This window comes from Pseudovibrio ascidiaceicola, from assembly GCF_900114245.1.
Classification (GTDB): domain Bacteria; phylum Pseudomonadota; class Alphaproteobacteria; order Rhizobiales; family Stappiaceae; genus Pseudovibrio; species Pseudovibrio ascidiaceicola.
In genome coordinates this window covers 19,712-44,887 of the sequence record NZ_FOSK01000021.1, presented here as the reverse complement: position 1 = coordinate 44,887, position 25,176 = coordinate 19,712, and the positions used below count along the sequence as shown (strand labels likewise).

Annotated in this window: 21 protein-coding genes and 1 pseudogene; 12 read left to right on the top strand and 10 right to left on the bottom strand. The window is 50.0% G+C overall.

Going from position 1 to position 25,176, the window contains the following annotated elements; translation table 11 throughout:
* Window positions 1-238: 238 nt before the first annotated feature.
* From soxR to BM231_RS25555, 7 genes and pseudogenes are all read right to left on the bottom strand, one after another.
* Window positions 239-592, bottom strand: a pseudogene (soxR, locus tag BM231_RS25585) (redox-sensitive transcriptional activator SoxR); the annotation flags it as partial.
* A gap of 278 nt (window positions 593-870) precedes the next feature.
* Complete coding sequence (locus tag BM231_RS25580; protein WP_093524085.1) at window positions 871-2,034, bottom strand: Gfo/Idh/MocA family protein; 1,164 nt, start codon at window positions 2,032-2,034, stop codon at window positions 871-873.
* Window positions 2,034-2,789: a sugar phosphate isomerase/epimerase family protein gene (locus BM231_RS25575; RefSeq protein WP_093524083.1), complete on the bottom strand. Its 756-nt coding sequence runs from the start codon at window positions 2,787-2,789 to the stop codon at window positions 2,034-2,036. Before BM231_RS25575 ends, BM231_RS25580 begins: the two co-directional genes overlap by 1 nt.
* A gap of 19 nt (window positions 2,790-2,808) precedes the next feature.
* Window positions 2,809-3,894 (bottom strand): ABC transporter ATP-binding protein, encoded by a 1,086-nt coding sequence (locus tag BM231_RS25570; protein WP_063290911.1) that lies wholly within the window; start codon window positions 3,892-3,894, stop codon window positions 2,809-2,811.
* A gap of 4 nt (window positions 3,895-3,898) precedes the next feature.
* The gene (locus BM231_RS25565) at window positions 3,899-4,831 is read right to left on the bottom strand and encodes a carbohydrate ABC transporter permease (RefSeq protein WP_063309614.1); all 933 of its coding nucleotides are present in this window, start codon (window positions 4,829-4,831) and stop codon (window positions 3,899-3,901) included.
* Between the two features lie 10 nt (window positions 4,832-4,841).
* Window positions 4,842-5,738 carry a carbohydrate ABC transporter permease gene (locus BM231_RS25560; protein ID WP_063317399.1) on the bottom strand — a complete coding sequence of 299 codons (897 nt, stop codon included), beginning with the start codon at window positions 5,736-5,738 and terminating at the stop codon, window positions 4,842-4,844.
* Window positions 5,739-5,815: 77 nt separating this feature from the next.
* On the bottom strand, window positions 5,816-7,057 hold the full coding sequence (locus BM231_RS25555) for an ABC transporter substrate-binding protein (RefSeq protein WP_093524081.1): 1,242 nt from the start codon (window positions 7,055-7,057) through the stop codon (window positions 5,816-5,818).
* A gap of 189 nt (window positions 7,058-7,246) precedes the next feature.
* Here BM231_RS25555 and BM231_RS25550 point away from each other — a divergent pair, with 189 nt between their 5' ends.
* The gene (locus BM231_RS25550) at window positions 7,247-8,305 is read left to right on the top strand and encodes a LacI family DNA-binding transcriptional regulator (RefSeq protein ID WP_093524080.1); all 1,059 of its coding nucleotides are present in this window, start codon (window positions 7,247-7,249) and stop codon (window positions 8,303-8,305) included.
* Window positions 8,306-8,372: 67 nt separating this feature from the next.
* Window positions 8,373-9,446 carry a sugar phosphate isomerase/epimerase family protein gene (locus tag BM231_RS25545; protein ID WP_093524078.1) on the top strand — a complete coding sequence of 358 codons (1,074 nt, stop codon included), beginning with the start codon at window positions 8,373-8,375 and terminating at the stop codon, window positions 9,444-9,446.
* Window positions 9,447-9,535: 89 nt separating this feature from the next.
* On the opposite strand, the gene BM231_RS25540 is transcribed toward BM231_RS25545, so the two are convergent.
* The gene (locus BM231_RS25540) at window positions 9,536-10,549 is read right to left on the bottom strand and encodes a LacI family DNA-binding transcriptional regulator (protein WP_159437999.1); all 1,014 of its coding nucleotides are present in this window, start codon (window positions 10,547-10,549) and stop codon (window positions 9,536-9,538) included.
* Window positions 10,550-10,635: 86 nt separating this feature from the next.
* Between BM231_RS25540 and BM231_RS25535 the strand changes: the two genes are divergently transcribed.
* From BM231_RS25535 to BM231_RS25510, 6 genes are all read left to right on the top strand, one after another.
* Window positions 10,636-11,811, top strand: a complete 1,176-nt coding sequence (locus BM231_RS25535) for a phytanoyl-CoA dioxygenase family protein (protein ID WP_093524075.1) — start codon at window positions 10,636-10,638, stop codon at window positions 11,809-11,811.
* 582 nt (window positions 11,812-12,393) lie between these two features.
* The gene (locus BM231_RS25530) at window positions 12,394-13,323 is read left to right on the top strand and encodes a substrate-binding domain-containing protein (protein ID WP_093524073.1); all 930 of its coding nucleotides are present in this window, start codon (window positions 12,394-12,396) and stop codon (window positions 13,321-13,323) included.
* A gap of 123 nt (window positions 13,324-13,446) precedes the next feature.
* Window positions 13,447-14,229: an ATP-binding cassette domain-containing protein gene (locus BM231_RS25525; RefSeq protein WP_063304429.1), complete on the top strand. Its 783-nt coding sequence runs from the start codon at window positions 13,447-13,449 to the stop codon at window positions 14,227-14,229.
* Window positions 14,230-14,243: 14 nt separating this feature from the next.
* Window positions 14,244-15,227, top strand: a complete 984-nt coding sequence (locus BM231_RS25520; protein ID WP_093524071.1) for an ABC transporter permease — start codon at window positions 14,244-14,246, stop codon at window positions 15,225-15,227.
* Between the two features lie 13 nt (window positions 15,228-15,240).
* Window positions 15,241-16,263 carry an ABC transporter permease gene (locus BM231_RS25515; protein ID WP_425287831.1) on the top strand — a complete coding sequence of 341 codons (1,023 nt, stop codon included), beginning with the start codon at window positions 15,241-15,243 and terminating at the stop codon, window positions 16,261-16,263.
* A 157-nt stretch (window positions 16,264-16,420) separates the two neighbouring features.
* A complete protein-coding gene (locus BM231_RS25510) occupies window positions 16,421-17,422 on the top strand; it encodes a LacI family DNA-binding transcriptional regulator (protein ID WP_093524069.1) in 1,002 nt (333 codons plus the stop codon).
* Between the two features lie 69 nt (window positions 17,423-17,491).
* Here the strand turns inward: BM231_RS25510 and BM231_RS25505 are convergent, their stop codons facing one another.
* Window positions 17,492-18,649, bottom strand: coding sequence for a Gfo/Idh/MocA family protein (locus BM231_RS25505; protein WP_093524067.1), 1,158 nt, complete (start codon window positions 18,647-18,649; stop codon window positions 17,492-17,494).
* Between the two features lie 9 nt (window positions 18,650-18,658).
* Window positions 18,659-19,552: a sugar phosphate isomerase/epimerase family protein gene (locus BM231_RS25500; RefSeq protein ID WP_093524065.1), complete on the bottom strand. Its 894-nt coding sequence runs from the start codon at window positions 19,550-19,552 to the stop codon at window positions 18,659-18,661.
* 586 nt (window positions 19,553-20,138) lie between these two features.
* Between BM231_RS25500 and iolD the strand changes: the two genes are divergently transcribed.
* The 4 genes from iolD to BM231_RS25480 are packed head-to-tail and all read left to right on the top strand — an operon-like array spanning window position 20,139 to window position 24,712.
* Window positions 20,139-22,022, top strand: a complete 1,884-nt coding sequence (iolD, locus tag BM231_RS25495; protein WP_244527215.1) for a 3D-(3,5/4)-trihydroxycyclohexane-1,2-dione acylhydrolase (decyclizing) — start codon at window positions 20,139-20,141, stop codon at window positions 22,020-22,022.
* The gene (iolC, locus tag BM231_RS25490; protein WP_093524063.1) at window positions 22,022-23,026 is read left to right on the top strand and encodes a 5-dehydro-2-deoxygluconokinase; all 1,005 of its coding nucleotides are present in this window, start codon (window positions 22,022-22,024) and stop codon (window positions 23,024-23,026) included. The genes iolD and iolC overlap by 1 nt, the downstream gene beginning before the upstream one ends.
* A 2-nt stretch (window positions 23,027-23,028) precedes the next feature.
* The gene (locus BM231_RS25485) at window positions 23,029-23,871 is read left to right on the top strand and encodes a 5-deoxy-glucuronate isomerase (protein WP_093524061.1); all 843 of its coding nucleotides are present in this window, start codon (window positions 23,029-23,031) and stop codon (window positions 23,869-23,871) included.
* A gap of 10 nt (window positions 23,872-23,881) precedes the next feature.
* A complete protein-coding gene (locus BM231_RS25480) occupies window positions 23,882-24,712 on the top strand; it encodes a class II fructose-bisphosphate aldolase (RefSeq protein ID WP_093524059.1) in 831 nt (276 codons plus the stop codon).
* The last annotated feature ends 464 nt before the right edge of the window (window positions 24,713-25,176 follow it).

The following is a 25,176-nucleotide window of genomic DNA, read 5'->3' as shown; positions in this document are numbered from 1 at the left end:
CGTTTGGTATTGTGTTGTGTCTCTGCAATTAGTGTGTGTTGCATAGATATTTATTGACCTGAAGACTAAGTTATCGAAAATTATTATTGTATATTTTGCTACATTAGAGACTCATAACCTGAAGGTCGTAAGTTCAAATCTTACCCCCGCAACCAAATATTAAACCCGCTATCTCAATGAGATGGCGGGTTTTTTGTTGCCCAGATTTTGAAATCATCACAACACGGATAAGTGCAGCCTAGCCGCCCTTTCTGAATGACTTGTCGCCATAGACGAAGCGGGGGCCGCGGCCGTAGCTGGAGGCGGCGTCGCCGGCGTTGTAGAGCTCGCATTTGTCAAGAGACAGGCAGCCGCATCCCATACAGCCTTCCAGCTGCGATCTCAATCGCTCCATGCGGGCGATACGCTCATTCAGATGCACTTTGAACTGTTGGCTTAGGCGTTGCCAGTCGGCTTTGTTTGGAGCACGGCCCGGTGGAAGCGTGCCAAGCTGAACTGAAATTTCCTTGATGGTGAAGCCAAACTCCTGCGCGACCAATGCAAAGGATAAACGACGGATGCCGGCTCGCATAAAACGGCGCTGACCACCTGAGTTGCGACTGGCAGCGGCGGCATTACGTTCCTACGTGCGTTCGTTTGCGTTACCAGCGCTGAGCTTGCGTTGCTATGTCTATATGGCTCGCGAAAGTAACTCTACCAACACAGCAACGATAGACCGTGTTCTGCAGGATAACTCGGGCAAATATCCAGCTCAGCGCTCAAGCCGCGAAAGGGGATAGAAATAATCTATCCCCCACCTCAGATTTGACTGCTGTTTCCCTCCGCAATCCGTATGGGGGATAAGTGGTTTGAGGGCGGCAAGCACAAAACTCAATCAGCAACCAAGTCTTGTGATGAGCTCAGCAACATCTGCGCCGCATGTTCTTTCAAAAACGCATCGGGACGGGTGCAGGTGGTTTCTAATTCCACGAACCTTCGCTCGCGGCCAGAGGTTAGAATGGAGAACATGACGTCTGCAACATGGAGTGCAAGGGCGTGGTTGCAGCGATGTGCGCGGCCTTCCAATATACCCATTGCCATATCGGAGAGGCCAGCAGCTCGGTAATTTGCCAAGGCGCCCATACTATCGTGTTGCTGATTAGGTTCTCCAAACGGATGCTGCCAAGCTGGTAGATCTACCGGTACCCCATTTTCATCTGCAATGCGTACCGCTCCACCAAAGAAGTTTGGATCAGGCCCATACAGTGTGCCAGTTTCGCCGTATAGCTCCATGTGGTTATGGTTATGATCCTTCACATCCCAACTAGCTCCAAAAGTAATCACAGCACCACTATGGAACTCGAGCAGAGCATGAACAGTGGTCTCTGTTTCAACGGAAATCGTCTCTCCGTAACGCTGTTCAGAAGTGATTGTTCGCTTGGGAGACGGAATAGACGTTAAAGCTGAAACGGTTTTTATTGGCCCAAGCAACTGTACAAGGTTCGTGAGGTAATACGGACCGAGATCAAGAATTGGCCCGCCACCATCTTTGAAGAAGAATGCAGGATTTGGGTGCCAATGCTCCATACCACGGCTCATGACATGACATGTTCCGCTCCCAACTTTACCAATCGCTCCACTATCGATAAGGCTACGGCATTGCTGATGAGATCCGCCAAGAAATGTATCTGGCGCAGAGCCAATACGAAGCCCTTTTTGCTCAGCAAGTTCAAGCAGGGCTTGCCCCTCTTTCAAAGAAAGAACAAACGGTTTTTCTGAGTAAACGTGCTTGCCAGCTTCGAGGATGCGGCGACTTATGTCGTAATGCGCTGCTGGAATAGTAAGATTGACGACTATATCGATATCGTCGGCAGCCAATAGCTCCTCAACGGTATAGGCCAACACTCCGAATTCCGCCGCTCTAGCATGTGCGGCATCCATATTGATGTCTGCAACTGCCTTTAGGTCCAATCCACGAAACAGCGGGCCAAGTGTAAGGTAGGTTTCCGATATATTGCCGCACCCAATAATGCCAATACCAAGCTTTTCTAACATCAAACACCTTCCAGCATTTTGAGTGAGTTCAAAGAGCGTTGCGCAAAGCGGGCAAAGTCACTCGGGTTGTCGTGTTCCATGACATAAACACAAGCACGGCTTTTCTCTTGTAAGTCTGAGAGGATTTGGCCCCACTGTACAATGCCGAAACCAACGTCTGCCCAGCCATCTTCATCGGCACATTCGCCAGTGGCAGCAATGTCTTTGACATGAACAGCTGTAATGCGGCTGCCATAGCGCTCAATCCATGAAATTGGATCGTGACCACCTCGGATGATCCACGCAATGTCGGCTTCCCAATCGATCTCTGGCGCTTCAGTGAGGATGATTTCCATAGGTGTACGCCCGTTGTACTCACATTGGAATTCAAAATCATGATTGTGCCACCCAAAGCTTAGGCCTGCAGCCTGCACTTTTGTGCCGACCTGCGCGAGGCGGTGAGCAAATGAGATCCAGTCAGCTTCAGTTTGAGGGCGCTCTGATGGGGCGAGGAAAGGCGCGAAAATGTGCGTTATTCCAAGATATTTTGCCAGTTCAATATAGCGTGCTGTATCTGCTTCTAGTTCATCAATTCCAAAATGGCCGGAGGGCATGGAAAGGCCATTGGCATCCAGCATCTGTCGCAAAGCATTGGGATCTTCATAGACCCCGCCAAAGCCTTCTACTTGGGTGTAGCCCATCTTGGCCAGACCGCTCAAAACCTCAGTCAATGGCTGAGCATTGCGTGCACTATAAAGCTGAAGGGAAAAATCCATTGTGATCAATTTCCTGCGTTTAGAGACGTAATTCAGATGTCTTGTCAAACAAAGAGGCTTTAACCGGGTCAAAACCGATAGGCAGGCGGTCACCCACATTGACAGTGGCTTGTCCGTCCATACGGAAATGGAAGGGTTGATTGTCCAGCGAGGTCCACACCAGCGTATCTGATCCCATTGGCTCCACAACTTCGACTGATATGTCGGAGTTAAATGGTTGCTCCTGAGCTGCATTCCCCACGTGAACATGCTCTGGACGGATGCCAAGATAAATTGGTCTGTTGTCTTCTGCTCTGGTTTTGAAGTTGTAGCGGCCTAGCGCAATATCCAGGTTATTTGATGTGAAACTAGGCTGTTCATCAATGCCATATGCACCATCAAGGAAGTTCATGGCCGGGGAGCCGATAAAGCTCGCCACGTACTTGTTTACCGGTTGATTGTAGATGGTAAACGGGTCTGCGAGCTGTTGAATGACGCCGTCGCGCATAATCGCAATGCGGTCTGCTAGTGTCATCGCTTCCACCTGATCATGCGTTACATAAATCATGGTGTTGCGTAGTTTTTGATGCAAACGCTTCAGCTCCACACGCAACTCCGCACGCAGCTTCGCGTCCAGATTGGAAAGAGGCTCGTCAAACAAAAAGACATCCACATCACGAACAAGAGCGCGCCCAATGGCAACACGTTGGCGTTGACCGCCGGAAAGTTGCCCCGGCTTGCGGTTTAGCAAGGGCTCGATCTGGAGCATTTGGGCTGCGCGGTTTACCCGGTGCTCGATATCCTCACGAGGCACCTTGGCATTCTTTAAGCCAAACGTCAGGTTTCCACGCACCGTCATTTGCGGGTAGAGCGCATAGGATTGAAACACCATGCCGATGCCTCTGTCTTTCGGCTCAGCCCATGTAACGTTTGTGCCGTTTATGATGATTTGGCCTTCGGAGAGATCCAGCAATCCTGCAATGCAATTCAGCAGGGTAGATTTCCCGCATCCTGATGCCCCCAGCAGAACAAGGAACTCTCCTTCAGCGACATCCAAGTTGAGTTGGTCGAGAACGGTAGCTTCACCAAATTTTAGCGACAGATCGCGAATGCTGATTGAGTTCACTGTATTATCCTTTCACAGCACCGGCCGCGACGCCGCGCACAAAAAAGCGCCCAGAGAAGAAATAAACAGCCAATGGTACTGCGCCTGTCAGCAAGGTTGCAGCCATGTTGACGTTGTATTCCTTCACACCTTGTGTGGTGTTGACGATGTTGTTGAGCTGAACAGTCATGGGGAAGTTTTTGACCCCCGCAAAGATGACGCCAAATAGGAAATCATTCCAGATTCCAGTGACTTGCAAAATCACCGCAACGACAAAGATCGGAGCAGACATTGGCACCAGCACCTTCAGGAAGATGCCCCAGAACCCAGCGCCATCCACACGAGCAGCTTTAAACAACTCCTCAGGTAAAGCTGCGAAGTAGTTGCGGAACAAGAGTGTCAGAATTGGCATTCCAAAGATGGTGTGAATGAAGATCACGCCTTGAAGAGACCCGAATATGCCCAGCTCTCGGGTAACAATCACAAGCGGATAAAGCATCACTTGGTAAGGAATAAAACTACCGAAGATGAGAATGGTAAAGAACACTTCAGAGCCCTTAAATTTCCAATTGGAAAGGGCGTAACCATTCACAGAGGCAATGGTGATGGACATAATAACGCTTGGGATGGTGATCCTTACGGAATTCCAGAATCCAACTTTCAGCCCTTCACAATATAGACCCGTGCAGGCGGTATCCCAAGCCTTAGCCCAGGGAGCAAATGTAACTTCCATTGGCGGAGCAAAGATGTTGCCAAGACGTATTTCTGGAAGACCTTTAAGGCTTGTCATCATCATCACATAGAGTGGTAGCAAGTAATATACAGCGGCTACCAACAGAACCGAGTAGAGCATTATTCGTGTTGGGTTGATGCGGCGAAGTGGTTTTGCGCCGGATGGTTCCTTTGCGGAGCTCTTACTGGGCTTTGCTCGAGTAATTTCGTAGGATTCAACAGTCATATCAGCCCCTCTACCTCTGTGCTTTCTTCTTGCCGTATTCGAGATAAACCCACGGAATCAAGATGATGAGGACAGTTGTGAGCATGACTGTAGAGGCGGCGAGTGCTTGCCCAACATTGGCTCTGGCGAACATGAAATCATAAACGTATTTGGCGGGCACCTCTGATGCGATGCCTGGACCACCCTGTGTCATCGCAACGACGAGATCGTAAAGCTTAACGATGCCAGCTGCGACAATTACAAGAGTGGTGACCATAACACCGCGCATCATGGGAACGATCACAAACAGGTATGTCTTCCAAACCGGGATTCCATCAATTCTTGCAGCGTTCCAGATCTCCCGGTCAACGCCGCGAATACCAGCCAACATCAACACCATGACGAACCCAGTTCCTTGCCAGATGCCAGCAATCAGCAAGGCATAAAGCACCGTGCCCCGGTTGGCGATCAGGTCAAAGGTGAAGTTTTCAAAACCCCATGATCGTACAGTCTCCTGAATGCCCAGACTGGGGTTCAAAATCCACTGCCAGACAATGCCGGTAACAATGAATGAGAGAGCAAAGGGATAGAGGTAGATCGTCCGAAATGTATCTTCAAAACGTATTTTCTGGTCGATCAGAGCAGCGAGAATAAACCCGATGACAAATGAGATCAGGAGCGAAAGAACTCCGTAAATCACGATGTTTTCCAGCGAGATCAACCAGCGAGAGGTACGGAACAATCGCTCATATTGTGCAAATCCGACAAACTCGTTGACTGGCAGGGCACGGGACTTGGAAAAGGAATAGATGACTGTCCAGATTGAGCAGCCAAGGAAAACCACAAGTGTCGTGGCAATCATCGGCAATGCAGCAATCTTGGCATTAAGGTTTCTAAATAAAGGGTTTGGCCGTTTGGCGATGGACATTCACACATCTCCGACGCAAGTCAGGTGGGCCGATCCTGAAGACCGACCCTCCAACTGTTTTTAAAGGAGAGGTGCCATTAATCGGCATACTCAATGATTTCGACAAAGCGAGTTTGCGCTTCATCGACACTCATTTCCGGCGAGCTGAAGAACTCCACCCACAAATCTTCAATTTGACCTTGTGTGTCAGAAGAAAAAGCCTGCTCAGATCCGGGCAAAATATTTTCCGGATTTGCCAGAATGGAGATACCCTTCTTCATGCAAGCATTTGCATCATCAAGATTGATGTCGCCACGGATTGGAAGAGAACCTTTTCGAAGGTTGAAATCGACCTGGACCTGCTTGGAAACCAGCAAGGAAGCCATTTCCAACTGAGCTGCAACGATCTCAGGCTGGTCTCCGTTCGGTTTCGGGAAGAAGAATGAGTCCCCACCGGTATCAAGAACAGGATTAGCGCCCAGACCCGGCAGACAATCATACTCATTGCCAGCTGTTTGCCCGGCCAAAGAAAACTCCCCTTGAGCCCAGTCACCCATGATTTGCGCGCCAGCTTTACCAGTGATGACCATGTTTGTTGCATCGTTCCATGCGCGGCCAACATAACCACTGTCCACTAATCCACGTGCGGCAGCAACAGCTTCAAAGACCTTTCGCATTTCAGGGCTGCCCGCCGCCTCAGCGCTCTTTTGCTCTTTAATTTGCCGGTAAAGGTCAACGCTACCTAGTGCAACCTGAAAGACATTCGCCATGCCGGTGAGCTGCCAGGCCTCACCACCAACGGCCAGAGGCGTAATCCCTGCTTCTTTCAGTTTGGGTGCAGTCTCAATAAACTCTTCCCAATTTGCCGGAACAGCTAAATTATTGTTTTCATAAACGCCACGGTTCAACCACATCCACTGGAATGAATGAATGTTGACCGGCACGCAGTAGACGCGACCTTCGTAAGTACAGCTCTCAAGCAGTTTTGCTGGGCGAATGAAATCAGCCCAACCTTCTTTCTCGGCAATCTCAGTAAGATCTGTCATCAGGCCTGCTTTGATCAGGTCTTCAGCATCACGCCCTGTGTTAAGCTGGGTCGCCCCCATTGGATCACCACCAGAAATACGGCTTATGATGATCGGACGAGCATTGCTGCCCCCTGCAATCGCGCTGTCTACCCAATTATGCCCGGCACCTGTGACTGCATCAGCAAACACTTTCACAGCAGCGGCTTCCCCACCAGAAGTCCACCAATGTGTCACTTCTAAATCAGCAGCATAAGCAGAAGAAGCACCGGCGAGCATAGTTGCCGCGGTTAAAAATCCTTTGACCTTAAGCATTGAATTACCCTCCCAATAATTCGAATGATGATCAGGCCTCCCAACCCGATCATGACGTCAATCACAGTAGCTTTATGATAGTTTTATTTTGACTGCAATCGATTACATATATATCGTAGTCAGTGAAAATGCGCTGAGTCAACAGTAATTATTGGCCAGTAACTGTCCATAAATAGTATCGGTCAACGTATGACTTCAAAAGTTGTTACAGTGCAGGATGTTGCCATTGTTGCAGGTGTTTCTACAGCTACGGTAAGTAGAGCTCTTAGCAAGCCTGAGAAGGTGAATACAGCAACTCGAGAAAAGGTGATGGCTGCTGTTCGTGTCACCGGTTATCGTATCAATCAAACTGCTCGAAATTTGAGGAAAAAGGAGGCAGGAGCGGTCGTTGCTCTTGTTCCTAATCTGGGAAATCCGTTTTTTTCTTCAATACTTTCCGGCATTGAAAGTGTGCTCGCCAAAGAGGGTTTAAGCTTGCTGGTCGTGGACATACTTCAAACCAGTTTTAGGCGTGAACAGGCCTATGACTACCTCTCGATGAATCAGGCGGATGGTTTGCTGGTGCTTGATGGCACATTGGATCTCACGAACCTAAATGACGGTTCCGTATCCTCAGAATTGCCACCTGTCGTGTACTGCTGTGAGTGGGGCACAGACCCACGCTTCGGATCGGTGCGGGTTGACAACCACCAAGGCTCTCAGTTGGCCGTGAGCCATTTATACACACTCGGCCACGAAGCCATCGGTTTGGTGCGAGGCCCTGCAGAAAACAGGCTTACAGCCGCCCGTCAGGAAGGGTTTGAATCTGCTATTTCAGAATATGCTCTGCCACTTCGTGAAGAGTGGCTGATTGACGGTGACTTTTCGCTAGATGCAGGCGTACAGGCCGCACACAGATGGTGCGCACTGGACGAGCGCCCAACTGCTATGTTCTGCATGAGTGACGAGATCGCTTTTGGGTTCATATCAGAGCTTGACCGGCTTGGGTTTTCCGTCCCCACAGATGTCTCCGTCATAGGCTTTGACGATATCGCAATTGCCGAACGTTTCATCCCGTCTTTGACAACGATCCGCCAGCCCAGATTCCGCATTGGGCAGGAAGCCGCCGGTAAACTGCTACGCCGCATTGCCGGAGAAGTCGAAAACCGTGCCGAGAGCGAAGATGCTGCACGCCGAACAGTTCTGCCAGTGGAGTTGATTGAAAGGCGAAGCACAGCGCCTGTTAGCGAAAAACAGCGCGCCTTGTAACAGCCAAACGCCACAAGACACTCATATTTAATCCATACAAGCCATTGGAATATTGGGAGATTATGTGATGAAAACGCTCAAAGGTCCCGCGCTTTTTCTAGCGCAGTTTGTCGGAGATGCAGCCCCATTTAACACGCTTGGGTCAATAGCCAAATGGGCTGCTGATCTGGGATACAAAGGCCTGCAGATTCCCAGTTGGGATGAGCGTTTGATTGACCTTGAAAAGGCGGCCACAAGCAAAACCTACTGCGATGAGTTGAAGGGGACACTAGCTGATCATGGTGTTGTAATCACCGAACTTTCGACCCACCTGCAAGGCCAGTTGATCGCAGTTCACCCCGCCTATGATGTGATGTTTGACGGGTTCGCGCCGCCTCAGGTGCATGGCAACCCTAAGGCGCGGCAGCAATGGGCAGTCTCACAATTGCTTCTGGCGGCTAAAGCCTCGCAAAATTTAGGGCTCACGTCTCACGCCACGTTTTCGGGGGCGTTAGCATGGCCTTACGTCTACCCGTGGCCACAACGCCCGGTTGGTCTCATTGAGACTGCATTCGAAGAACTCGGTAAGCGTTGGATGCCGATCCTCAATGCCTTTGACAAAGCAAATGTAGACGTGTGCTATGAGATACATCCGGGAGAGGATCTGCATGACGGCGTCACCTTTGAGATGTTCCTCGCTGAAGTGAAAGGCCACACCCGCGCGAATATTTTGTATGACCCAAGCCACTTTGTGCTGCAGCAACTGGACTATCTCGGCTTCATTGACGTCTATGCTGACCGCATAAGAATGTTCCACGTTAAGGATGCCGAGTTTAATGCATCGCCCAGGCAAGGCGTTTACTCCGGCTATCAGAGTTGGGAGAATCGCGCAGGCCGTTTTCGCTCTCTGGGTGATGGTCAGGTGGACTTCAAATCAATTTTCTCCAAGCTTGCCGCTCTCAACTTTGACGGATGGGCCGTGCTGGAATGGGAATGTGCCCTCAAGCATCCTGAGGACGGGGCGAGAGAAGGGGCACAGTTCATAAAAGACCACATTATCCGCGTCACTGAGCGCGCCTTTGATGACTTTGCGGATGCAAGAACAGATGAAGCAGCTAACCGCCGCATTCTTGGCATTTCAGAACTAAAAAGCGTCCAATAAGCTGACAACCAAATAGGCTGCTGGGACACGCAAAATCAGGCTGCATGCCCGGAAAGGCACATTGCGTGGGTGAGCGGGGCTTAGCTCGTTTAAAGTTCAGGTGCGATTATATGAACTTCGGAGCCATTGGGAGTTGAAGGTTCCGTCAAGGCTATGTTGTTTGCACGACTGATGTGAAAAAAGGAAGCCGAGATATCCTGAGTGATCTCGTCATGGAGTACAAATGAAATTCTGCCCGCGTTGAGCAATGCTTTGTTTTCCTGATTAAGGTCATGTGCAATGTAGCTGTCTGGATACATCTTATACTGCTCAAGCATTTGAATAATTGCCCTGTTTCCTCCGCCCATGGAGTACACAGCACATATGTTCGGCTCTTTCTCAAGAATAGAGGCCAGGTCTTTTTCAATTTTATGATCAACTCCAGAACCTCCTGTGGTTTCAACAAATTTCAGGTCTGGACGATTACGTGTGAGCCATGATCGAAAACTGAGTGCGCGTGTTTCTTCACCTTTAAAATGCTCGTGACTGCGGCTCATCAATATAGTTCCGCCAGCAGAATGCAGCGTCTTTGAGATCAGGTAAGCTGCAGTCTTTCCCGCCTTTGCATTGTCAATCCCAACGTATGTCAGTCGTTCTGAAATCGGAATATCGGTGAACATCGTGAGGACAGGAATATTCCTTTCTGAGAGCGCTTTGATCATGTCTCTGAGCTTTGGCGTGTCACGCAGCTTCAGGCAAACCCCATTACTACCGTGAGTCATAATGCGTTTGAGGTAACTCACGGCCTCAGCCTCTTGCATATGCTCTTGCATTATGAAACGCGGCCGGATGACGACAGGGTTTGATCTGCCAATTTCACTTTCAACAGCGCGCCGTATCTCAGAGGAGAAGCGGTCCGGAGCTTCGACAACAAAGTCGATAAAGAGCTTCTTGCCGCGTGCAGACAGCTGCTTTTCCTGCAAGTGCAAATCTGCAATCGCGTTTTGTACTCTGCGGACAGACTGCAGACTTACGTTTGTGCGGCTGTGAAGTACGCGGTCAACCGTTGCTGTACTTAATCCAGCTTGAAGAGCGATTTCTTTAACAGGGAAACGATGCGTCATTGATGGATTCTTGATGGAAATGCATATGGCTGGCAATTCAACATTTTGCTTATTTAAGGCCTGATACATCAAGGAGAGGGACTAAGATGGTCAGTAGCAAACAAATTGATGGATTTTACAGGCAATCGGCCTGTGACTTAAACGAGTTCAAGGCACTCGTGGAGCAGGAGCTGTCCGCTGAGACAGTTCCCAACGCCACCCATGTGCAAAGCAATATCCCTATTTACAGCGCAGCGAGCCTGCGAAATATGCTTGAAGACACATCCAAGCGCAGAAGCTCGTTGTCAGAGTGGGCTAGTGTTTTGCAAAATACAGCTGGTGTTCTGGTGATTAAGGGAGCGGCAGAAAATATCGCAGCGATAGACGAAGCTACGCAGATATTTGAGAGCATTATTTCTGCTGAGAGGTCTTCCGGCAATGGCGGTGATCATTTTGCAGCTGCTGGTGCGAACGATCGTATCTGGAACAGCCTGCAGAAGCTATGCTTGGCAGATCCATCTGTATTTGCTCGTTACTTTGCCAATCCGCTTATTGACGCGGTCTGTGAGAGCTGGCTGGGGCCGAACTATCAGATGACGACACAGGTCAATCTGGTCCATCCGGGAGGGGCAGCACAGCAAGCACACAGAGATTATCATCTGGGCTTTCAGACTGCCGAGGTCTGCGAGGATTATCCGGCTCATGTCCATCATCTGTCCCCCTACATGACCTTGCAGGGCGCGATTGCTCACTGCGATATGCCCCTTGAAAGCGGACCTACAAAGTTGCTGCCGTTTTCACAAAAATACCTGCCAGGTTATGTGGCGTGGAGGCGAGACGATTTCCGGGAGTATTTCGAGGCTAACTATGTGCAGCTTCCACTCGAAAAGGGAGATGCGGTTTTCTTCAATCCTGCATTGTTCCATGCAGCTGGTGCAAACACGACGACAGATATTCACCGTATGGTGAACTTGCTTCAGGTCTCATCTGCGTTTGGCCGCGCAATGGAAAGTGTTGATCGTAGTGCTATGTGTTCTAAGGTTTTTCCGGCCCTGAAGCATCTGACTGAGCAAGGGGTGCTATCAGGCAAACATCTTGACGCAGCAATAGCATCCTGCGGAGAAGGGTACTCGTTCCCAACCAATCTGGATTTGGACCCACCAGTCGGCGGGTTAGCTCCTGAAACTCAACAAATGCTATTGAAACGCGCGTTGAATGAAGGGATGGCCGCGGACGTTTTCACGAAGGAACTGCAAAAGCAAAGTGCCCGCCGTCTGCCTTAAAGGTCAATTTCATAATAGTCAGCGCTATCTAAGGATCGGCAGTTTTTTAGGGGGGCGAATGATGGTTTTAGTCGCATTGACGACTGCCTCGCTCCCCATCTGGCTGTTCAATGATTAACTGGGTGGCGACAAGGCACCCTTTGAGATTGCGATCATCAGAACACCCCTCACTACGAACTTATGTCATGGTGAGGGTTCAAATGCAGTGTAACTGGAGCGGTCAAAAACAAACAGGCCGTCTTCTCGTACGTGCACGTTCAACCAATCGGTGTGAGCGTCCTTTCTTGCCATTCAATTACGGTGTTGCCTGCTTGATGTACGCATCGTGGCTGTTTTGCTGTCTTCCGAGCTGATGTTGATCTCTTTGTTTGAGGCCGCGAACGGCTACCTCATATCATCAAAACAGTAAATTTAATGCAAGCGGTTGCAATATTGGTAATTGTTGGGTTAGTTTAATCCCGTAGTGATCGACAGAAAAGATTTAATGATATTAGTGTTTGTTTGGGTTTTGGTGTTGAAATAGCTCCCAAATTCGCTTCATTAAATCTTGCAATCGGTTGCTAACACAAATGGGAGGAAACTATGAAACAAACTGGTTTACTGGCAGCAGTCGCTGCGTTCACGATGATGGCAACAGCCGTAAACGCTGACACTATCGGTTTTTCAAGTCCAAATTTTGATGATAATTTCCAGACAGCTCTTCGAGAAGCTGCCAAAAGTCGTGCGGAAGAACTCGGGCATTCAATTCAGATCGAAGATGCCCGAGAAGATGTAGGCATGCAGTTGAGCCAAATTCAGAACTTTATTGCCTCTGACGTTGCTGCAATCATCGTAGCGCCGGTAAGTGCGGCAGCGACCCCTCAAATCACCAAAATGGCAGAAGCAGCGGACATTCCGTTGATCTACGTGAATCGTCGCCCTGCAGATCTGGATGCGCTGGGTGAAAAGGCTGCCTTTGTGGGGTCTGATGAAACCTGGTCCGGCACGTTGGAAGCTTTTGAAGTGTGTAAGCAGGCAGCTGGCACTGGTAAGGCGGTCATGTTGATGGGGATTCTTTCAAACGAAGCTGCCGTTACCCGCTCTGAAGACGTACGCGAAGTCCTGAAGCTTTCCATGTGTAACGGCATCGAGCTTGTTGCGGAACAGGAAGCCAAATGGCAGCGCACAGAAGCAAACAATGTTGTTTCGAACTGGCTCAGCTCTGGTCTCGAATTCGATATCGTATTTGCCAACAACGACGAGATGGCTCTTGGCGCGGTGCAGGCTCTCAAAGCTGCTGGCGTGAGTATGGATGATGTGCTGGTTGCTGGTGTTGATGCAACAGATGACGCTCTTGCTTCTTTGGGCAAGAACGAGCTGGATGTCACCGTTTTCCAGAATGCGAAGGGGCAGGCAACTGGCTCTGTTGATGCTGCTGTGAAAGCCATGAACGGCGAAGCTCTGCCAAACTGGATCAATATTCCGTTCGAGCTGGTCACTCAGGACAATCTCAAATCCTACATGAGCCAATAACAGGCTTTCAGTAAGGGCGCTCCGTGTATCTGCGCGGAGCGCTGCTCGCTTTGCAACTCATATTCTATTGGCCGTGATGTCGGTTTGGCCGATTTTATCTCAGCCCTGATGAGGAAAAGAACAATGAATGATGCGAGAAAGATCGTCCTGCGAACGCAAGGTCTTTGCAAAAACTATGGTGGAGTGCAAGCTCTGAAAGGTGCAGACTTTGAGCTCCGTGAAGGCGAACACATCGCAATCGTTGGTGATAACGGGGCAGGGAAGTCCACCTTTGTTCGCCAGATCACTGGCGTCGAGCAACCCTCTTCTGGTCAGATGTTCTTCGACGGAAAAGAGGTCAGCTTCAAAAGTCCTCTCGATGCTCGGGAAGCAGGTATTGAGGCTGTATTTCAGAATCTGGCACTCGCCAATGATCTGGATGTTCCAGCCAACATCTTCCTTGGACGTGAAGAAGTCTATTTCAATCTCGGGCCTTTCAGTTTTCTGAATGAAAAGAAAATGCTGGCGAAAGCCAAAGAGGGGCTTGAGAAGACTGCTGTAAAAATCCCTAATTTGCGCAATGCAATCGGTAACATGTCCGGCGGTCAGCGCCAGTGCGTTGCTATCTCACGCTCTGCAGCCTTTGCCTCCAAACTCATCATCATGGATGAGCCAACCGCAGCGCTTGGGGTTCAGGAAACCACGCAGGTGGAGAACATCATTCGTCGCTTAAAGAAGCAAGGCATTCCGCTGATCCTGATCAGCCATAACCTACGTCAGGTGTTTAACCTTGTAGACCGAATTTTCGTGTTCCGGCGCGGTGAAATTGTTGGTGTCGTAGACGCAGACAAAACGGATGGCAACGAAATTGTCTCCCTCATTACAGGTGTGAAAACTGGCGTGCATGAAAACGCCAGCTACATTTAATTGGGAGCACGTAGATGAACACTACTGCAATCCGAAAGCTTCCTCAGGAGGCGAGCATTCTGATGGTCTTGGTTGGAATTGCTGCGCTTTTTGAGATCCTGGGCTGGATTTTCATTGGGCAAAGCTTTCTGGCCAACTCCAAGCGTCTCGTTATCATTGTTCTTCAGGTATCTATCATCGGCATCATTGCTGTTGGTGTAACGCAGGTCATCATTACCTCTGGCATCGACTTGTCGGGCGGGTCTGTGGCGGCGCTCTCTGCCATGGTGGCAGCGAGCTTCGCGCAAGCGTCGGGCGGTTTTTCCATCTTCTATCCCGGCATTGTAGACCTACCCGTTATTGTTCCTCTGTTGGTTGGTATCGGGGTTGGGTTGCTGGCAGGAAGTATCAACGGAGCCATTACCGCCTATACCGGAGTTCCCCCGTTCATTCCTACATTGGGAATGCTTGTTGCAGCTCGCGGGCTTGCCGTGCTGTATGCAGAAGGTCAGCCAATCTTTGGTCTGACCGAGCAATATACGGCGATTGGTCAAGGCATTAATCCAGTTCTGATCTTTCTCGGAGTTGCTCTGCTCTTCCACGTTCTTTTGAAGCACACGGTTTATGGACGCCGGACTTATGCGATCGGCTCCAACGAAGAGGCGGCCCGAATAGTCGGCATCAAAGTGAACCGCCATAAGGTTCTTGTGTATGCGATTGCGGGTGGTCTTGCTGGTCTTGCTGGCATCGTCATGAGCGCGCGAGCGACAATGGGCCAGCCTGGCATGGGCTTCATGTACGAGTTGGATGCAATCTCCGCAGCTGTCATTGGCGGAACGTCATTGTTCGGCGGCAAAGGGAAGATTTCGGGGACCGTTATCGGCGTCTTCATTCTCGGCGTTATCACATCAGGTTTCACCTTCCTGCGGATCGATTTTTATTATCAGGAAATCGCCAAGGGCATGATCATCGTTGCTGCCGTTATCGCTGACCAGCGTCGGCAGGCTCGTAAGGCATAGTTCGGAGGCCATCTTGATTAATTCATCATCAACATTAGGCTCAGCCGAAACGCAAAAGTCCCTCCTTCAGCGACTTCCAAAGGACACGGGTATTCTTCTGGTCCTCGTCGGAATCGCCGCAATTTTTGAAGTTTTGGGCTGGTTTGTCGTTGAGCAGACTTTCATCTTCAACGGTCAACGTCTGTTCATCATGATCCTGCAGATGGCAATCATTGGCATTCTTGCGATTGGCGTTGGTCAGATTATCATCATGGCAGGCATAGATCTTTCCGGTGGCTCCATTCTTGGTTTCGCCGGTATCGTAGCTGCCTCTCTGGCGCAAAGTTCAGAGTATGCCCGGGCTGTCTATCCAGCGCTTACAGATCTGCCGATCATCTTTCCGGTACTCGCAGGCATTGCTGTGGGAGCGCTGCTTGGTTTTGTCAATGGGAGCGTAATTGCTCTAACCGCAATTCCGCCGTTTATCGCGACCCTTGGGATGCTTGTCGCAGCGCGTGGCTTGGCGCGTTGGTATACAAGTGGCAAGCAGGTGAGCTTCCTGACTGAGGATTTTGCCATCTTTGGTTCCGGAGCCTGGCCCGTTGTAACATTCTTGATTGTGGCTGGCGTCTTCCATGTGCTTTTGAAATATACGGTTTATGGGCGCCGTACCTATGCAATCGGCTCAAATGAAGATGCAGCCCGTGTTGCAGGCATTGCCGTCAAAAGGCACAAAATCCTAGTGTACACCATGGCTGGCGCACTCTATGGCATCGCCTCGATCGTTCAGACCTCGCGCGCAATGACGGCTCAATCGGGCACTGGCCTGATGTTGGAACTGGATGCAATCTCGGCAGTTGTGATTGGTGGGACTTCTCTCTTCGGCGGTCGGGGCCGCATTATGGGCACCATCATTGGTGTGCTCATTCTGGGTACGCTGACTTCAGGTTTCACCTTCTTGGGTATCGATGTTTATTACATCAATATCGTCAAGGGTGTTTTGATTGTTGCCGCCGTAGTCGCAGATACTTATCGGCAAAAGCGAGTTGCGGCCTGATGATATGTAAAACTTTGAGGCTGGGAGGTCTGCTCCCAGTTTCGAAGGGATAACCAAGTAATAACACCAGAATTTAATTGTGTTTTTTTACTTGGGCCATCATTGATGGGCGGGTTGATTTATAAGTTCTAGATGCGCAAAAACGAAAAGGCAGAGGATGGCTGTTACGCTAAAAGATGTTGCATTGCGTGCAGGAGTCTCTGCTTCCGCTGTGTCACGCTCCTTTACGGAAGGTGCAAGTGTTTCCGCAAAAACTCGCCGAAAAGTCGAAAAAGCAGCGCACGAATTGGGCTACCGGCCTAATGTCCTAGCCTCCAGCTTAACAACGCGGCGGACAAAGCTGATTGGCCTGGTCTCCAACAATTTCCATAACCCGGTTTTTCTGCAGGTCTTTGATCTGTTTACTCAATCTTTGCAGGAAAAAGGGCTCCGACCTCTTCTCGTGAACCTTTCAGGTGAAGTCGATCCGGCCAAGTCACTCGATATGCTTCTGCAATATAGCGTTGATGGGGTGATTGTAGCTTCTTCCACTCTACCCCCTGATTTTGCTGAATCATTCCGGCATGCCAAAATTCCGGTTGTGCATTCCTTTGGGCGATGCAGCGCGACACCTACTGTACACACCGTAGGTATTGATAACCGTTATGCGGGCGAGCTGGCTGCACAGCTCTTGGTATCTAAAGGCTTTAAGCATATTGGGTTTCTGGGTGGGCCTGAAAATGCGACATCTACCCAGGATCGCCTCATTGGCTTTAAGCGGGTTCTCTCTGAGTATCCAAATATAAAATTTTCCGTCAATTTCGCGGAGGATTACTCTTATGGCGCTGGCAGAAAGGCGATGCAGAGCATCCTGATACAAGATCACGCCGAGGCATATTTCTGCGGCGATGACGTGCTTACTATTGGGGCTTTGAGTGCTGCGCAGACCGCTGGTCTCAAAGTGCCTGAGGAAATAGGCTTTATTGGCTTCAACAACATGGAAATGGCAGGTTGGGCAAATATCAACCTGACAACCATTCATCAGCCCGTTCAGGAAATCATCTCATCCTCTGTTGAGTTGCTTGTTGACTGTCTGGATGATCCAGACCGGATCCCTGAAACACGGATGTTTCCATGCCGTGTGGTTGAGCGCGGAACTCTTTTACAAAAGGTCACTTAGTTGCTGGCAAATACCAGGGGCCCCTACAAAAAAGGGGCCAGTAAGTTATACGGCCCCTTTTTTAAAGTGTTACTTCAGTAGAGCAGGGACAGCGTCTTGCCATGCACCAGATGCGTGCGCTGATTTTACTGCCGCATAAACACTTGCCATAGACCGCAAGCCATCTTCAGAACTTGGGAATAGGAATGCTGCTCCGTCAGAAGATCCAGCAGCTTTGTCCGCATGGATCATCTCTGCAAGGTCGCAATAGATGTTAGCAAAGGCCAGGGGCATGCCTTCTGAGTGGCCAATCGTGACGCGTGATGCTTTTTGGGCTGCATTGTATAGGTCAGCAGCGCCGCGCTCGATGATCTGGGTGCGCCCATTTAGTGGCGTGTAATGCAATTGGTTCGGATGTTCCTGTTGCCAGGACAATCCACCTTTTTCACCAAACACCTGCAGGCTCAAGCCATGCATACGTCCAACGGCAACTGCTGATGTCCAGAGACGCCCAACTGCACCGCCATCCATTCGGAAGTTGATCATTGCATCATCTTCCAAGTCACGGCTAGCAATGGTCGATGCAAAGTCAGCTGAGACAGTCGATACTTCCTGTCCGGTGACAAAGCAGGCCATATGTAGTGCATGGATGCCAGCATCAGCTAGTACAGCAGAAACGCCAGCAGCAGCAGGGTCGTAGCGCCAGCGAACGCGTGGATTATCGGCATCAGCTGCGTCGGCGTGGAAACCATGCGCGAACTCTGCTTTTACAAGGCGGACTTCACCCAGTTCACCTGCGGCAATCATTTCTCTCATCTGGCGAACCAAAGAAAATCCTGAATAGCCAAAGTTTACTGCACACTTTTTGCCAGTCCGGCGACTGATCTTTACGATCTCTTCGCCTTCTTCGATAGTCATGGTCATGGGCTTTTCGCACAGCACATGAAAGCCACCCTCGAGGAAGGACTTGGTGATCTCAAAGTGCGTTGCGTTTGGTGTTGCAATGGTCACAAGATCAACTTTGTCACTGCGCGTTTTCTCAGCAGCTAACATTTCCTGCCAATCACCGTAAGCCCGGTCTTCTGCGATACCCAGTGACCGTGCGTATACACGCCCTTTTTCGGCATCTGCATCCAGAGCGCCTGCAGCCAGCTGAAACAATCCGTCAACGGATGCACCTAGACGGTGCGCAGGACCAATCTGGCTTCCTTCGCCGCCTCCAATCAGACCCCAGTTTAATTTAGTCATGATGTTTCCTCAGTGAAAGCCAATGGATTCCAGGTAGTTACGATTGTGTTTAGCATCATCAATCGGAGATGTGTCACCTTGTGGGTCGCAGTCTTGCTCAACCGTACACCAACCTTCAAAGCCTGCCTGACGCAGTTTTTCAAGCACTGCTGGGAAATTCACTTCGCCCTCACCAAGGTTACAGAAAATCCCTTGAGCGCATGCGTCGTAAAAACCAATCCTGTTGGTTATAACCTCTGCCTTTACTGATGCCGATGTATCTTTGAAGTGCATGTAAGAAATGCGGTCCATATGGCGGTCCATGAATGCAACCGGATCAAAGCCAGCATATGTAGAGTGGCCAGTATCTAAACAGATTTTTAGTAACTCGGGATCGGTTTCAGCCAGGAGGCGCTCTAACTCACTCTCGAAGTCCATAAAGCCTGCGGCATGCGCGTGGATGCCGACTGTAAGGCCGTATTCTTCGGCCCCCATACGCGCAACTGTCATGATACGCTCTTTGAATGCAGTCCACTCCTGCAGATCCATTTGCTCGGCTTCACTCGCACGTCCGGCAGTTGGCGCCCTCCGTGGGGAAATCGAGTCAATCAACACAAGATGCTCGGCACCATGAGCCTTCAGGGCTTCGCAGGTCCGCTTCGCGCCATCCCAGACATCCTCCCATGCTTTCGGATCGTGAAATGGCCGGAAAACGACACCCCCAACCAGTTCCAGATCCCGCTTCACAAGCGCATCCTTCAGCACTGCCGGGTCCTCTGGCATATAACCAATCGGCCCTAGTTCGATGCCCTTGTAGCCCGCGGCGGCACATTGATCGAGAACGTTTTCCCAGCTCGGATTACGTGCATCATCTGCGAACTCTACCCCCCATGAGCAGGGCGCATTACCAATTCTAATTCCCACGTTTCATCCCTTTGTTGTGCTTAGAGCGATGTTGCTAATCTACTGGTGTCATCGTGCTGCTGTGGCGGACTTATGTTCAAGCCGGAGGAGGGGTGTGGAAAATTGAAAGCGGTTTCAATGTGATTTGCTACATCATTGACCAGACTGAAACTATATCGAACGTAAGGCCCTCTCATCTGAAAACCTGCAGCCTTTCTTCAAGCCCGAACCTCTGGAGAACATGAAGTCACGCAAACGACGTGTTCACATATGAACGGCCAAAAAATCATTCTACACTCAATATAAACGCTATTTTTGCCCCTCTTACTGCGGACAGGTAGGTGTAACCCCTCCGAGCAATCCTAAGATCTGATCGCGAGAAAAATGCGGATAGTTCAGCGCAATCTCATAGATCTCTCACTTGTAGTTACCTCTCATCAGCGCAGTTCCAGTTGGGTCAAAATACATCTACCAGAAAAGATTTGTTGCAACCGGTTGCAAAATAGGTATCCTTCAAAAATACCACGGCGTCAATAGACGAGTTGATGGGACCGCGAATTGTGGCGGAACAAGGCGACAATTGCAGGCGGAAGGAAATAGGGACACCATGACCACAAAAAGTGAAATCACCACTGGCACAATCCGTTTGACTATGGCGCAGGCGATCATCCGGTATCTTGCAAACCAGTACATAAGTATTGACGGTGACGAAGTGCTGCTCTGCGGAGGTGGGTTCGGAATTTTTGGTCACGGCAATGTGTCATGCTTGGGCGAGGCACTATATGAGCATCGCGATACACTTCCGCTTTATCGAGGTCAGAATGAACAGGGCATGGGCTTTGCTGCTGCAGCCTATGCCAAATATCATTTACGTAAGAGATTCATGTTCTGCACGGCTTCAGCTGGACCAGGCACAACGAACCTTGTCACATCAGCTGCGTTAGCACACACAAACAGGCTTCCAATGCTACTGTTATGTGGCGATGCGTTTATCTCAAGATTGCCGGACCCGGTGCTGCAACAGGTTGAGCATTATGGTAATCCGACTGCATCAGTGAATGATGCCTTCCGCGCAGTCTCACGTTACTGGGACCGTATTACACATCCAGCGCAGATCATTCAGTCGTTGCCAGCTGCGATAGCGACCATGCTTGACCCGGCAGATTGCGGTCCAGCGTTCTTGGGCCTGCCGCAGGATGTGCAAGGTTGGGCCTATGACTACCCTGTTGCTTTCTTTGAGAAAAAAGTTCACCGCATCCGCCGCCAAGCACCTGATACGAGCGAGCTTGATGACGCGATTGCATTAATTAAATCGGCCGAAAAGCCTGTGATCATAGCGGGAGGCGGCGTGCAATATTCTGACGCAGCGCAGGAGTTGCTTGCGTTTGCTGAGCAGGCACAAATTCCGGTTACAGAAACAATAGCAGGCCGTGCAAACCTGCTGTCAGATCACGAGCTGAATTGCGGACCAATCGGCGTAACAGGCTCAAACTCAGCAAATGCAATTGCTGCTGATGCTGACGTGGTTATCGCTGTTGGAACACGTTTGCAGGACTTTACCACCGGGTCATGGACCGCTTTCAGGAAAGATGCTCGGTTTATTTCCCTTAATGCTGCTCGTCATGATGCAAGCAAACACCGTTCGCTCCCTGTCGTGGGTGATGCAAAATTAGGTTTGTCTGCGTTTATTGCATCCTTAAAGCAGTACAAGGCCCCAAAGACATGGACTGCATTTGCGCAACAGGAGAAAGCAGAGTGGCGCTCCTATGTGAAGCACAATGTTGACCCCGCAAATGGACCCAACAGCTATGCGCAGGTTATCGGTGCCGTAAACGATCTGTGCGACACCAATGACAGGGTTGTTGCAGCTGCAGGTGGCCTACCTGCCGAAGTCACCGCCAACTGGCAAACCAAAGCCATCGGCTCGGTTGATGTCGAATTCGGCTTCTCATGCATGGGCTACGAGATTGCTGGCGGCTGGGGCGCGCGTATCGCTCAAGCCGAGAAAGAGCCTGATCAGGATACCATCGTGTTTGCTGGTGACGGCTCCTACCTTCTCATGAACTCAGATATTTATTCCTCTGTCCTGACCGAAAAGAAGCTCATTGTCATGGTTTGTGACAATGGTGGCTTCGCCGTGATCAACAAACTGCAGAACAACACCGGCAACACGTCTTTCAACAACCTGATCAAAGATTCACCAACAATTACAAACCCTGTTGCCGTGGATTTTGCTGCGCACGCAAAAGCTCAGGGTGCACTGGCCGAAGCCGTAGAGACGATTGCAGAGCTGCGTGAAGCGTTCAAACGTGCAAAGGCAGCAGACCGAACCACGATCATTTCTATTCAGGTGGATCCTTATGAAGGATGGACGCAGGAAGGTCATGCATGGTGGGAAGTTGGATTGCCCGAGGTTTCTAACAGTCAGAATGTACGCACCGCACGTGAAGAATGGGAAGCTGGTCGTGTGTACCAACGTGTGGGGGTGTAATGAGCAGGCTTTTGGAAAAACTGCAGGGAAAAAGGTATCTGGTTGTTGGGCGTGCAGGCATGGACCTCACGCCGGAACCTGCTGGTACATCAATTGAAGATGCACAAACCATGTCAGTGCATCTGGGGGGATCAGCCGCCAATATTGCTGTCGCTCTGCGCCAGCAAGCGTGCCACGTCTCGTTGTTAACGAGGGTCTCTGACGATGCAATCGGACGTTACTGCGTCAATCAATTGGAGCGGTATGGAATAGGCCACAAATACGTCACCCCAATTGGCGGAGAGTACAGAAACAGCCTTGCACTCTCGGAAGCACGTTTACTCGACCATCAGACGACCATTTACCGAAATGGTGCTGCTGATTTTATGATGAGTGAAGCCAATGTCGACGCTGTTGATTTCTCTCAGTTTGATGCAGTTGTCACCACGGGAACTTTGCTGGCCTCCGAGCCATCTCGCACAGCGACTTTCTACGCCTTGGAGAAAGCAAAAACTGAGGGGCTGGTTTCGATTTTTGATATTGATTACCGCCCCTACAGTTGGGCATCTGCACAGGAAGCGACAGATACATATAAACGCATGAGCTCACTCTGTGATGTCATCGTAGGTAATGATGAGGAGTTCGGCTTTATGGCTGGGAACATGGCTAATGGCCCAATGTTTGCCCACGAACTTGCAAACAGATCTGACTGTATCTGTATTTACAAAATGGGCTCAAAAGGCTCGACCACTTACACTGCAAATGAATCATTTCAGACCGGCATATTCACTGTTTCTGCAATGAAGCCGACCGGTGCTGGAGATGCATTTCTAGGTGGCTTCCTATCCTCACTTTCAAATGGGAAAACTTTGCAGCAAAGCGTTGTTCGTGGGTCTGCCTGTGCAGCAATTGTGGTGTCTAAGGTTGGCTGTGCAACAGCAATGCCCGATGAAAAAGAACTGGTCAGGTTTTTGAAGCAACACAGCATTTCCATGGAAGAAACATTGAGTTCGACGAAGGACTAAGCATGCATATCCCTCCATATAATAATCAGAATAAACCCATCGTAGACGTTAATGATGCCCGCGTCCCGTTGAACTACTTCAACATCGTAAAACTGAAAAAAGGGGAAGCGTTCCACTATCAGGTCCCCGGTTATGAAACCTGCATCGTACCTGCAACCGGCTCGGTAAACGTTGAATGCGAAGGGCTGAGCTGGGACGGCATAGGTGGTCGCGGGGCAGATGTCTGGAATGGCGAGCCTGAAGGGGCCTATATCCCGACCGGAGCAAAAACAACAATGACTTGTGTGAGTGATGCGGCCGAAGTGTTCATCGCCGGAGCGCGGTATGACGGTGTTCTGATGCCATTTGCTGTAAGATCATCCGAACTGGATGTTGTTCAGTACGGCTCAGATGACACGAAAACACATCGCAAAATCAAACATATACTTGGAACTAAATATCACGACAAGGTTGGCCGTCTCTTGGTCTCCGAGTTGTTTACTGTGGGGCAGGGAGGGTGGTCAGGTTTTCCTTCTCACAAGCATGACACTGACAATTTACCCCATGAAACACGGCATGACGAAACCTACAACTTCCGCTTCCGGCCCGGACATGGGTTTGGAATGCAGTTGCTTCAGAAAGAAGATGGGAAAGTCGGAGAAGCCTATCATATCGTAGATGGATCAACTCTCGTTATTGACAGGGGCTACCACCCCTGTGTCGCTGCACCGGGCTATGAAATGTATTACTTCACAATTCTCGGTGGCCTTAGCCAACGCTCACTGGTGCAGCATTTTCAGCCAACACACGCATATCAGGTCGAAACGATCCCAGGCATCAAAGATATGATCGCCAAGTTTAAGTAGTGATACCGTAATGCCTATTGCAAACCTAAAAGACGTATTAGTGCCAGCCATGAACAATGAGACAGCAGTTGCTGGCTTTGTTGTCTTAGGTTGGGAAGATGCACGTGCATTTGTGGAGGCTGCCGAAGAGATCGGCCGCCCGGTCATTCTGCAGGCAGGTCCTGGATGTCGCGCCCACACTCCATTGGAAGTGCTGGCGCCAATGTTTAGAGTTCTAGCTGAGACAGCCTCTGTTCCAGTGGTTGCTCACCTTGACCACGGGTATGAAGTAGAGGATTGCTTGAAAGCAATAGACCTTGGCTTTACTTCCGTTATGTTTGATGGCTCCAAGCTTCCTCTTGAGGAAAACATCCGCCTGATGCAGTCCATTGCTGCAAACGCTAGGCCACATGGTGTCTCTCTGGAAGGAGAAGTCGGCTTTGTTGGCTACGCTGAGGGTGCTGTGTCCTCAGGTACGAAACCAGAAGAAGCCGCGCAGTTTGCGAAGGAAAGTAATGCCGACGCGCTCGCAATCTCTGTCGGTAATGTGCACCTGCAACAAGAAAAAGCTGCTGTGATAGATTTTGAGCTGGTCCGCGCCATCGAAAACGTCACCAACATTCCGCTCGTGCTACACGGAGGCTCTGGAATTCCTGCAAAAGTCAGGCAGAAACTGGCAAAAGAAACAAAGATCTGCAAGTTCAATATTGGTACCGAAGTTCGCATGGCCTTTGGGCAATCGCTTCGGAAAGCTCTGAATGAGGACGCACAGATCTTTGACCGTATACAACTCCTCAAACAAGCAGAAGACAGCGTCAAACAAGCAGCTAAAAAAGTCATGAAAGATCTAAGTCTGACATAGCTTGTCACAGTCTTGATCCGATAGGCTCTCCAAGGGTGATAAGCCTGCACATTTAGAGGACATGACAAGCAAAGTAGCGCATGAACAGCTGCGGTAGTATAGAGATCTGCACCTCTCCACTGGGGGAGCGACAAGCAGCATCTCATTTTGAGGTTTGCGTACGTCATATATTCTTAGCAATCCACTCCAATGTTGTGAGCTTCAAATATGGAATATAGTGATTTTAAAGTGCGAGATGCTCTCCTTGAAGATGCCGCAGATGCCACTTTCGTTCTACGTGAAAGCATGTGCCAATTATGCGATGTAGATCATAAGAATGATTCAGGCCAGGCTTCCGGATGGTTGGTTAACAAGACCCCACAACTGTGTTGCCATTTTGCAAGTTGCGTGTTTGGTGGTCTGCTGGCGAAGGGCACTCGCACCATGGTAGTGAAGCAATAACAAGAGATTGGATTTACGAGGTG